We start from the raw sequence: 11,726 nt of genomic DNA, 5'->3' as shown, positions 1-11,726 counted from the left end.
TATCGTATACTTCAAGTCCTGCTGCGATAATTTCGCTGTTGGAGGAATCAATCGACAAGGGTGTGTCAGACATCTGCTGGAGTGCTTGCACCAACCAGCGGATGGCTTCCTTCTGCTCTTCAAGTCGCCACGAAATCTCATCCACGTTGACATCGAGGAAGTCGGTGCCGGTATCGACCTGCCGTTGGACGATTTTGCGTATGTACTCCACACCTTCACTGGCGTGGGGTTCTTCACCTGACATCGCTGCCTGAACCGCGATGATAACATGTTTGACACGCCCTTCCTCATACTCTTGAGATTTCTTGATAGATTCGGGGATGACAAGGTAGCGGCGTTTTTTGTTTGTGTCCAAATACCGGACGGATTCGATTCCATCTGGATTGTTCGTAACTAGCTTTCCGTTTCGGCGTACCACCCGCGTGGTATGGACGTTCTCACCGATAATGATAAAATCCTGACCGTTTATTTGCATTTTTGCTCCTCATGGTGCTGCACACGGTTGGCACCGGTTTCATCGATTGAAATCCGCATTCAGCCGCGTCATTAGCTATCAGATTTTTTCTGGCCGTGATGGTCTCGCTGCAGAAAAGTGTTGCCCCAAGCACTTGTGCCGTTGAGGTCACCGTCCTTGAAAATCGCTGGACCGTCTAACATCGTTTCTTCTTCACCATAGGCTTTGAGACGGTCATAAGCTCTTGCCCAAATACAGTCCTTCTCTCCAATTTCGCATTTGCCCTGACGGGTCCCGCCGCACGGTCCGTTACGCTGGTTTTTCACACACTGGGATTCGGGACATAGATACGCAATATCGGGCAGTGAGCAGTCTCCGCAGTCGCGACAGTCAAAGGCAGTGACCTTAACCGCTTGTTCCAAACCGTGCATGGCTTTCTTTATACCCTCGCTTGCCCCGTCGATCGCCTGAGAGATCCGCTTACCGACATTGAATCCCCAGCTTCCCTTTTCAAAGATCTGGTCGTGCACCGTGCGGTTGATCTTATAGCCCAAAGGAATTTCCCCTTTGGCAGCTTTCAAGCCTTCCGTCCGTTTTGAAAAGAGGTACTCGCGATTAATCTCGGTTGAACTGAGTCCGGTATCCGTTTCCGGTTCAAAGAAGTAAAATTCGTCGGGATAGTGGAAGCTAATTTCCTTGGCAAAATCCTTCCAATCGCCCTCGCCAAAGCGGTCTACTATCTTCAGAATTTTCTCATAATCTGCATAGCGTAGATGACCGCCTAGGTATACCCCGCGATAGCCTAATCCTTTGGCGATGGCACACTGTTTGGCGGCGAACTCCAAGAGAAAGGCTTTGCCTTTGTCCTTTGATTTTCCTTCTCTTTCGACTAGATCAAGCAACTGGTCGGTTACGGTCACGCCGGGGATGTTCCCCTTATTGAAAAAACGGGCGGCGGGTCGACTGAGAACGTAGACGTTGCCAATCACCGGGACATCCAAATTGTGAGTTGCCATATATTTCAACAATTCATCCTGTTTGCGTGAATCGTATCCGATCTGGTTGATGATGAACGCAGCGCCGTTCTCAATCTTCTTTTTTAGCTTGAAATACTGCGGCATGACCTCGCGTTCGTAACGTTTGTGGTTGTTGACCACCGCGCCCAAAAAGAAATTGGTGCGTTCCAACACCTGTGATCTTCTCCCTGCCCCTACCGTCATACCGGCGTTCATGTCGGCGAACATCTTCAACAATCCCACTGAATCGGTATCAAAGACGGGACTCGCTTGACCGCGATACCCATCGATCGGGTAATCACCCGATAACGCTAGGATATTGTGAAACCCTTCGCTGGCGAGCTGCCACGCCCGGCTCTGAAGCGCGTTGCGGTTCCAGTCTTTGCAGGAGAGGTGGATAATCACTTCCTGATCGCGAGAGAGGAGATCTCTCCCCAAGGTGTCGGGCCCAATCATGGCGTTGCCGCCGGGATTGTCGGTAATACTCAGACCGTGTATGCGCGAATTAGCTGCCAGCTTTTGCGCTAGTTCCAATACCCGTTCCCCATCAGGATCGGTGATAGTTCCGCGCGAGGTTACCACCTCCACACAGGTGAGAAATGTATCTGTCTCTTGCAGCAGATGGCGGAATGAAGGCTGCTGCGAAATGTCAGAGTTATGGGTCGTTTCGGTGGGAGTTGTGTTCATGGCTGTGGGCTCGCTTGACTATGCGCGGGTTTAGAAAATCTTTGGTTAAAATCGTTGACACTTTGCAGGTCGCGGTTTATTTTAGCGTGAGATGTGGATACCGCCACACCCTTACATAAACAGTGGTGTCGGCTTCGGAGGACCGAAACCGAGTTCGACCAACCTTGAGACCATTCGTCGGAGTCGGGGACGGTTGCTGTTGACCAGTTCCTCTGGTGGATGTAGTGAATAGTTCCAGCCTTCGTATAGTTCCTTTATGTAGGCGACCTGTTCGTCTGTCACGGGATTTGCCATGAAACTGATGGCGTGCTGGGAGCGTCCCGGTGGACCGCCGAACGCCCCATGCCATAATGTTTCTGGAAAAATTATGACATCGCCCGGCTGCGATTTGATGACAACGCTGGGCACATCCACGCCTGCAACCCCAAACGGCATCGCGGTCGGATCATCCTGCTGGGCAGTCAACGGCTGTATCCGTTTCCTAAATTCTAATTTGTGAGTTCCCGGAATGAAACGCAGCGCCCCTGTGTCTTTGGTATTTGGCTCAAGGTAGAACGCTATCTTGATGTGAGGCACCGGTTCTGGATCAAGTCCCCCACCGTGCCACTGTGTGTTGCCGACATGGAGGTTGCCCTCGGTAGCGTTCAAGATGAAGTCAGGTCCGAGGAGGTCTTCGCCTAGCGCGTAGATGCGGTCGTCCTCAATGAGCCATTGGAGTCGGGGATTCAACTCGAAGAACGGGATCATGGCTTGACGCTTTTCTCCGGGGAACGGCTTGCCTTGACGGTTTTCTCGCAAAACTGCGTCAGACTCACGACGGATAACGTCAATCTCCTGTAGTGCAAATAGCTGTCGCAGGACAAGGAATCCAAACGTCTCAAAATGCTGTTTCTGCTGAATCGTTAGCATGTTTACCTCTTTTCCGATTAAGAGTTATGGCTGCCGTTGAGCTGCTTTTCACATGCCGTAAAAATAAAGTCGAGGATTCCGAATACTTTGGCAGGATCGGTTATTGAGTATGCAAGTGGATGCTTCGCGAAAATATTTGTTTCTAACTTACCAAACTCCCAGATGATTCCTGTTGACACAATTCCATACACAGTAACCTGTTCATCCTGATTCAGCTTTTGGCACGCTATCAGTTCCGCCAAGCATTGCGTCCAACCTCCTTCAAAATCCTGCTTTTTTGCTTCTACCACTGCCAGAAGTGGACGATCCACTAGCTTATCAGTCACGCCATCAACCCACGCTGACACAAAGTAATCCGGTTCCCCATACAACTCGTTGTCGACATTCAAAGCACGCTGCGACCATAATTTCAGGGTTCCATGGCGTTTCCACGCCTGCTGCAAAAAAGGAAAAATGAAACTTTCCCTTAAAAATGTCTCGCTCTCTTGAATCGCCTGTCTGTCCAACAAGAAATCTAGATTCTCAATGAACCAGCTAGGAGGTTCAAGCTGCAGATCAGGTATAAATCGTTCTGAACGAATTTGTAGGGGATATGTTTGAATAACCTGCTCTACACTTTTGAAATCGCTGTGTGCCATCTGAATATCCTGCGTTCTGACTGTCGCTTTTATAGTGGATCTTAGAATTAATGAGACACTCCAAACCGGTGCGGTGGGAAACCGCACCTACCGGGGGGCGAAAGTGTCTATCTGTTTTTAGAATTCACCATAATCGTGCGAATCCCACATCTGTCCATTCATCACACAAACTCCGTCGGCATCGGCTTAAACTGACACCCTTCGACAAATACCTCAAAGAAGTCAGAGGTTGTCTCCAATTCGACATGCTCAATCCCTTTGACCAGACGCTCGATAGCCTCACGTTTCTTGCGCGAGAGGAGGACCTCCTTCGCTCCTTGTACCGCAGCGTTACCGATCTTGACGATGCGATCTTCGTCCACCGGTGCCAAAAAGCCGATCTCAATCGCATTGCGAACATCTACATAATTGGCGAAACCACCCGCCAGATACAGGCGACTCACGTCCGCCGGATTGATCCCGAACTTTCTCATAACGATGAACTGACCGCAGTAGTTGGCAGCCTTCGCCTGAGCCAGATTGCTAGCGTCCTCACGGGAGAAGGTGATGCCGTGTTCCGGGATAATCGGTATCTCGCGTGTTTTTCTATTTCCAAATACTCCCATTTCGGTCATCTGGTCATGGCGACGGAGTTCCGCCAGTAGATCGATTAGACCGGAGCCGCAAATCCCTTGCGGTTCAACGCCGCCGATCGTGCTATATTCGACCTGACCATCTATCCAACGGACTGACTCGATCGCTTCGTCATAGCCCGGCATCCCGTACTTAATGCCGCCGCCCTCAAAAGCGGGACCTGCTGGACAGGATGCTGCAATCAGCCGCTCTGGGTGTCCGACCACCACTTCGGTGTTTGTGCCGACATCCACTAGCATGACCACCTCTTTTTGGGATGCCATGTCGAGTGCGACCAGATCCGCAGCGACATCGGCACCAACATGGCTGCCGATCAATGGCAGTCCATACACCTGTGCCTTAGGGTTGGCTCGGATTCCGAGCCGCCGCGTCTTCTCAATGAGCGACGTGGTTTCGCGCTCACCGGCGTGATATTGATGTTCGATTATCGACTGGTAAGGTTTTTGGCCGATACTCTGTACATCTAACTTAAAGAAGATGTCCCGCATCGTTGAGTTACCCACCACGACAATTTCGTAGATTTCTTGGCGGACGAATCCTAGTTGTTTCGCCATCTCCTGAATTTCGTGGTTGAGCGCGTTGATGGCCGCCCAGCGTAACTCCCCGCTAAACTCGCCATCATACGAGATGCGGTGCATTATGTCGCTGCCGCCGAACCGTTGTGGGTTCTCAAAGGAACTGACGTGGACGCTCTCACCGGTTTCCAGATCGACCAGATCGATGACCACTGTTGTGGTGCCGAGGTCAATCGCCAAGCCGTAGATGTGACCGCGATATTTGTCAACAGCCTCATCATTATAGTAAACAACATCTTCGCGGCGCGTCACTAGTGGGTCAATTTGAAGGGGTTTTTCGTGGGTGCGGGTAAGGATCTTGGGGGTACGCCGTACCGGCAGGAACTCGATATCGACATCGGCATCCTTAACCACCGCTTGGCAGGCGAGCCGATAATTTTCCCGCAAAAATGACTCGGCTTCGTTCCGTGGACGCAACGCTCCCATCCCCTCTTTAATCTCTACAATACATTCATGACACTGTCCGGTGCGGAAGCAGGAGGTCGGCACCTGAACTGCGAGTTCATCGGCGTAATCAAAAATAGTCTTTCCGGCTGCGAGCGGATGCTTTTTGCCGCCATGCGTTACTGTTCCTACCCCGTAGCTTATTTCGCTGTCGAGGAAAGCCCCTTCGGCAGCTTCGGTTTCCCAAGCAGTCCGATAGTCAATTTTATCGTCCCCACCACACAAGAGCAACTCCTCTTTTGGAGTGCCGCGGACGTTACCCTGCTTACCAACCAAACCCTCGCTAGACGGTTTCCGCTGGTTTCGACACCCAAATTTAGCGGTACACTGATCGAAGCGGTTTTTGTACGGGCATCGATGCATAGATTGCACGTCGGCATGGTTCACCATGCTTGAGAACAGTTCTGTTATTTTGTCTAAGCGCTTCTGATATTCTTCTTTGCTCATTGGTTTATTATAGTAGATCTTAGAATTAAGGCACTCCAAACCGGTGCGGTTTTCAACCGCACCTACCGGCCCCGATAAATCGGGATCGACACCGAGGGGCGAAAGTGTCTATTTATTTTTAGAATTCACTATAGTTCATTGGTTCATCAATATGACAATGAACCGATGAATCCTACTCCTCGTCCCAATCCTCGTCCTCTTCTTCAAGAAATTTCTTTGCCAGTGCTACACATTCAAGGGCGTCCTTGCCGTACCCGTCCGCTCCCATATCATCGGCGAACTCTTGGGTCACGGGGGCACCGCCCACCATAATCTTAACCTCTTCCCGGAGGTCTTCATCAATAAAGGCTTCGATTGTCTTGCCCATGTTCGGCATCGTTGTGGTCAGCAACGCCGACATTCCGAGCACCGGTGCCTCATGCTCCTCAACTGCTTCAATGAACTCTTCGTCCGAAGTGTCCACGCCCAAGTCATGCACAACAAATCCTGCGCCCCGCAACATCATGATGCAAAGGTTCTTGCCGATGTCGTGAAGATCGCCTTTCACCGTCCCCATAATCACTGTCCCGACGGGGTCGATGCCCGAAGCGGATAGAATGGGTTCAATATACGCCATCCCCGCTTTCATTGCCCGTGAAGATAAAGTTCTCTCGAAACTTTATCCCGACAATCCCCATCCCTGCGATCAGTCCGTCATCCATGATTTCCAGTGCTTCAGTGCCTGCCTCCAGAGCGGCTTTGGTCATCTCATCCACACCATCGTTGTCTCCGTCGATGAGCGCTGCGGCGATGTCCTGCATCTCAGGGGTTGTTTGGGCAAATGTGTTAATAGTGCGCTCCCGCTCATCGGGGCGCTCAATAAACTCCTCAATCTCGTCTACGATAATTTCATTCTGAATGTCAGTAATTTCTGCCATAGTTTTCTCCACTAATTCACATGTTCCTTGTGCCAATCCTGCACCGCTTTGGGAATTTCTTTGAGATTTTCAATAGCGGTCTGTAACGGAATCGCACACTCTGGACCGACAAGTTGCACGCCGGATTCCAGATTCTTGTAGACTTCCCCTCGAACCTCCTCTGGACCCTTTGAGAAGAGCGTCTCCGGGTTATTAATGTTTCCCACCAGAGAGATGCGCTCCTTAACGACTTCGAATCGTAGTGGAAAGCTGCCATTCCTGTCTGGGCGATATAGTCCATTCTGTCCACTGTCCGCCCACAAATATGGAGAATCAGCGGTATGGGAATCTGATCGACAAACTCAGTGTGCAGGTCGCGGAGGTAACGCTCATAGTATTCACCGCTGACCAGATCTCCTGTTGCGTGGTCGGGTAGGGTCAGTGCATCTGCTCCCGCTTCAATCTGTGCAACTCCAAACTCTATCGTGGCTTGCTTCATCCTGTCCAGAGCGAGCTTTGTTTTGCCTGGATCGTCTAGAGATAGCAGCAAGAACGGCTCCACGCCGAAACAGTGATAGCCGAGAGACCAAGGTCCCATCGTCTTTCCAATAACAGCGACATCATCGCCGTATTCCTTCTTGAGGATCTTAATTGCATCGAGTACGCACTTGGTATCCTGATGGGTTAGATAATCTGACGGGATCTTGATTTCATCGACATCCTCCCAGATCGGTTCGCGCATTCTAACCGTGGGCCAATTATCCTTCTGCTCCCACTGAATCTTGCACCCAAGCGCAGAGGATTCTTGGATAATCGTGAAGACCGGCATAATCGTATCGAAACCTAGCTCGGTATACCCGGTAGCGGCTAAACGTGCCATCAATTCAGGCTGCCGGTTCGCTTCCGGGAAAGGTGCGTCCACCAAGTCCATAAGTTCTACTGTGGCGACAGACGTTGGATTACAGATTGGGGTTCGATCCACAGGTTCTCTATTCAACGCTGCCAAAACCCGTTCTTTACCGCTCATTGGTCCAACTGTTTGTTTTTGGGTTCCCATATTTTCCTCCTAATTCTGTTGGCTAGGTGCTGCGAGGACACCGCGTGAGGCTGCCATCTCTTGCTCCCGTACGATGGCGCGGACATTCGGGGCGCGAACCAGCAGCAAACCGAGCAGCGCGTCGTGGGAATGGCCACACGGAAACGCGACCTTATCGAGCGTTCCATCCACCTCTTCCATCTCTCCCAATTTCATTAAACCGCCAGCAATCGCGGAGATGCGTCTGTCGGCGCGTTTGCCCTCGCCATCAGCCTGCACTTGGTAAATCCCTTGTCCAAGACTATCGACCGTGATGGTTAGCCCCGATTTTTTGTCGAGAATCTGCAAAGGACGTGGTTCCGCCGAATCGTTCGGGGAGAGCTTGCACGACTCCAGAAAAGTTCGCCTGCAAGCCAGTTGGTGTGCTGCCTCACAGGGAAATCGGAGCAGCCTGTTGGTATCCTCAACCAAGTTTCCTAAGTGCGTCATCGTCTCGATCGCAAACTGAATACGCCCCTGAACTCCTTCCATCTGGCTGTAGGTATGCACTAAAAACAGGGGGCTCTCATCCTGTCCCTGTTGGTATAGGGCGATTGTTACATCGTGGAAATGAGGGTCCATCGGGACCAATTCAATGCGTTTTCCAATATCGACTATTTGACCCATGATTGTCTCCTCGTTATCATTTTGGTTATGTTAACGCAAGTTGCTAGTTGTCGGCATATTCAAACCAACAGCCCCTAATCCCCGTACGAATAATCGACGGTTTTGTGTCGAGATGTGAATCTCGACCTACAGGTTCTAATGGATTTTTAATAACTAGCAACTTAGGTTATGTTAAATAAACGCAAAGACGCAAAGTCGCAAAATGTCCTACCGACACGATTCGGCGATTTGGCAGGGCACTAGCAGGTGTAAAAAAAAATTCAACCTCATATCGGGGGTGCATCATTGGCGGATGTCTCTCTGAGCCTCGATGGGGCCCAGCTTCAGGGCGTTTGTAGCTTTTTACCACGCAACAGAAGGTGCGTCTATACGGCTTTTTGACCTGCCAAATACGCACTGTTTATGAACCGTTTTTCACTGAAACGGCACCATAACCTCGCCAAATGTTAGGGATTTGGCAGGTCAAAACTCTGAAATGTGTAAGTCCTGTAATTGTTTTCACATTTCACGCGCTTTGCACCTTAGCTTTTAGCTCTTAATTTTGCTTGACAACGGAGAAATTTATTCGCATAATAATAATGGTCTGACCTTTACGGCATAAGTTTAACCCAAAATTGAGAAATTGTAAAGCAAAAATTTTTATTGTCGTATGTTATGAAAATGCAAGAACAAGAAAAATTGGCGATGAAAGAGATGAAGCACGACACTCGCACCTCCGTGAGTGATGGGATTGTAGAGCAGATGGTTGACCTTATTTCCCGGGACGTGCTAAAACCCGGAGACCGGTTGCCTTCTGAGAGAGAGCTGTGTAAGCGGTTGGGGGTGGGGCGGAGTTCCTTGAGAGAGGCGTTGCGTTCGCTCGCCGTCATGGGGATTATAGATGGACGGGTTGGAGATGGCACCTTTGTTTCTAACAGTAACAAGCGATATCTGGAGAAAACGCTACAGTGGGGGTTGCTGCTTGACCGTAAAAGGGTTCAAGACCTTATCGAAACCCGGCTCATGCTAGAATCCCAAACAGTGTTTCTGGCTGCGCAGCGAGTCACAGCGGAGAATATTGAGGCAATCGAGGAGACCTTGCGGGGGATGGAGGCGTCGATCGGGCAGCCTGAGAAATACTTGGAATTTGATTTACAGTTTCACCTAACCATTGCACGCGCAACGCAAAATTCGATACTCTATAGTCTTCTAAGCATGATACGGGGTTATTTACAAGAGTGGATTAAAGGAAGTCTCGTTGAGCCGTCAACGACTCAAACGGAGACGCGGGCGGAATTATCCCTACTGGAACATCAGAAGATTCTTGATGCCCTCCGAAAGGGAGAAGCAAATCAGGCACAGCAAGCAATGACGGAACACATTCTCTCCAGCAGCGTTGACCTTCAGAGATGATCAGGAGATTATCTTTGATAGGGGTTGAGATATGAGACGAATTCGTTATAGTGTCGCCATAAGCTTGGACGGCTACATCGCTGGACCCAGCGGGGAGTTTGACTGGATCATCATGGACCCCGATATCGACTTCGCTGGGATATCCGAGCAGTTCGACACTTATCTGCTTGGCCGGCAGACATTCGAAGTTACACGCGGTCACGGGCAGACAGCGATATCCGGCGGACGAACGTTCGTATTCTCGCGAACGTTACGGCAGAGCGACTACGACGATGTCACGATCGTCGGCGAGAACTGGAGACAGGTGGTGCAGTCGCTCCGTGAGGAGGAGGGAAAGGACATCTGGCTGTTCGGTGGCGGGGCCCTATTTCGCAGCCTAGCCGAAGAGGGGTTCGTCGACACGGTGGAGGTCGCTATCATCCCAATCGTGCTCGGCGGAGGTATTCCACTCATTGCCGAACCGACCGCGCAAATCGCACTGACGTTGAAGGAACACACGGTGTATAAGAAGACCGGGATCGTCTGGTTGGTGTACGCCGTGAACAATGCCAATCAGCCGTAAACACGTTAGGTTTTCAATCCGTCGTCCGTCGAAAGTAATCCTCAAGCCCACCCATCGGCGTGAATCCGAGTATCCGTTTTGCCTTCTCGACTTGGTATTTCCCCTGTGCGAAATAGCTCAGTAGATTGAAGGACTGGAAGTTGCCGGGAACAGATTCAATCTCTAACGCCAAGCGACAGGCGTGTTGCAGGTCTTCCCACACCACTGTGAAGGGCGGAAAATCGCCTTGAGTGACATGTTCCGTTGGCTTCGCGCCGAGACCGTTAAAGAGGAAACAGACGGTTTGGATGTCGTATGTCCGCGAGAAAATCTCGCATATCTCCATGCTGAGGTACTTGGTAATCCCGTAATAGCCGACGCCCGGTGCCCGTGGCACATCGTCAAGGTCAAATTCGTGATCGTATGCGTGGCGGATCGATTGGGGACCGGTGTGAACCACCTTCTTAATCTCAAGTTCGGCGGCGGCTTTCATCACGTGATATGCCCCCTTTGTACTTACCTCAAAACTGACCACCGGATCATCGCGGAGGACAGCGAAGTTCATGATGGCGTCCATCCCACGGCATACGTCCAATACATCTGGATATGAAGTTATATCAACGTTGATAATCGGTTTTCCATCTGGATGCGGCACAATATCCGAGAGATACAAATCGTAGTCCTTTTCCAAGTCTGGCGTGACGTAAGGTGCAATATTGCCAGATGCGCCCAGCACGAGCACTTTTTTCATGGCTGAATTCTCCTATGCGTGAACCGTAAGATGTAATATGATTGCGTAGATGAGCGTCTTCATTCGTTCTATCCAGATGAATCGGAAGGCTTCAGGTAGAGGCTTTGAAAATCGTGAGCGGGTTGATACCCAGTCCCCCGTGCCTGATCAATTAGAAATTTAGGATTGGGAATATCCGCACAGATATGATACACCGCCCACCGTTGCGCCCACCATGCGCTGTTGCTACTGTCACGATTCAAGACACAACGGAATGCACCAGCGGCATCGCGGATATCGAGCCACGCAAGATTTGGCGTTTCCCCTTGAACCGCTTCCTCAAGCACCAACTCTCCTAGCCGCAGCCCTGTGACCGTAACTAAATGCTCCCGCGCAAACTCGCGAGCGGTCAACTCGCCCAGATACTTTGTCATCTCCACAATTTCCGGCGACGGGAGGGGCTTCCAGAGTTCGGTGATATACACATCGTCGGGGTAGTTGTTGAAAATAGATAGGGTGCTCGCACAGATAAATTTCTTTATGCCCGCTTCGACTCCTGCGCTGAAGAGGACATGTGTGCCTCGCGTCGCCAAGTCGAGCAGCATCTGTTCACGCTTTAACTCGTCCGATGGCAGGTCGGTCGGTGGTTCGCCGGTATGAAT

Annotated in this window: 10 protein-coding genes and 2 pseudogenes; 2 read left to right on the top strand and 10 right to left on the bottom strand. The window is 50.8% G+C overall.

Annotated elements, in window-relative coordinates; translation table 11 throughout:
- The 8 genes and pseudogenes from J4G02_16115 to J4G02_16080 all read right to left on the bottom strand — a co-directional run.
- On the bottom strand, window positions 1–475 hold a 475-nt coding region (locus J4G02_16115), incomplete at its 3' end, for a dihydropteroate synthase (protein MCE2396087.1).
- A gap of 71 nt (window positions 476–546) precedes the next feature.
- Window positions 547–2,157 (bottom strand): methylenetetrahydrofolate reductase C-terminal domain-containing protein, encoded by a 1,611-nt coding sequence (locus tag J4G02_16110; GenBank protein MCE2396086.1) that lies wholly within the window; start codon window positions 2,155–2,157, stop codon window positions 547–549.
- A 111-nt stretch (window positions 2,158–2,268) separates the two neighbouring features.
- On the bottom strand, window positions 2,269–3,066 hold the full coding sequence (locus J4G02_16105) for a phytanoyl-CoA dioxygenase family protein (GenBank protein MCE2396085.1): 798 nt from the start codon (window positions 3,064–3,066) through the stop codon (window positions 2,269–2,271).
- 17 nt (window positions 3,067–3,083) lie between these two features.
- Entirely contained in the window at window positions 3,084–3,704 is a 621-nt protein-coding gene (locus J4G02_16100; GenBank protein MCE2396084.1) for a hypothetical protein, read from the bottom strand.
- 161 nt (window positions 3,705–3,865) lie between these two features.
- Complete coding sequence (locus J4G02_16095) at window positions 3,866–5,803, bottom strand: DUF4445 domain-containing protein (protein ID MCE2396083.1); 1,938 nt, start codon at window positions 5,801–5,803, stop codon at window positions 3,866–3,868.
- A 172-nt stretch (window positions 5,804–5,975) separates the two neighbouring features.
- A pseudogene (locus J4G02_16090) lies at window positions 5,976–6,603 on the bottom strand (corrinoid protein).
- 128 nt (window positions 6,604–6,731) lie between these two features.
- A pseudogene (locus J4G02_16085) lies at window positions 6,732–7,756 on the bottom strand (MtaA/CmuA family methyltransferase).
- Window positions 7,757–7,765: 9 nt separating this feature from the next.
- Window positions 7,766–8,401, bottom strand: a complete 636-nt coding sequence (locus J4G02_16080; GenBank protein ID MCE2396082.1) for a hypothetical protein — start codon at window positions 8,399–8,401, stop codon at window positions 7,766–7,768.
- Between the two features lie 660 nt (window positions 8,402–9,061).
- On the opposite strand from J4G02_16080, the gene J4G02_16075 reads away from it, so the two are divergent.
- Window positions 9,062–9,793 carry a FadR family transcriptional regulator gene (locus tag J4G02_16075; GenBank protein ID MCE2396081.1) on the top strand — a complete coding sequence of 244 codons (732 nt, stop codon included), beginning with the start codon at window positions 9,062–9,064 and terminating at the stop codon, window positions 9,791–9,793.
- A 31-nt stretch (window positions 9,794–9,824) separates the two neighbouring features.
- Window positions 9,825–10,355, top strand: coding sequence for a dihydrofolate reductase (locus tag J4G02_16070; GenBank protein ID MCE2396080.1), 531 nt, complete (start codon window positions 9,825–9,827; stop codon window positions 10,353–10,355).
- 13 nt (window positions 10,356–10,368) lie between these two features.
- Here J4G02_16070 and J4G02_16065 read toward each other — a convergent pair whose 3' ends face one another.
- The gene (locus J4G02_16065) at window positions 10,369–11,085 is read right to left on the bottom strand and encodes an NAD(P)-dependent oxidoreductase (GenBank protein ID MCE2396079.1); all 717 of its coding nucleotides are present in this window, start codon (window positions 11,083–11,085) and stop codon (window positions 10,369–10,371) included.
- Window positions 11,086–11,153: 68 nt separating this feature from the next.
- Window positions 11,154–11,726 (bottom strand): NAD(P)-dependent oxidoreductase (locus J4G02_16060; GenBank protein ID MCE2396078.1); only part of this gene is annotated, 573 nt, incomplete at its 5' end.

Source organism: Candidatus Poribacteria bacterium, assembly GCA_021295755.1.
Lineage (GTDB): Bacteria > Poribacteria > WGA-4E > WGA-4E > PCPOR2b > PCPOR2b.
The sequence above is the reverse complement of the archived record's forward strand: the minus strand, read 5'-3'. Positions and strand labels throughout refer to the sequence as shown.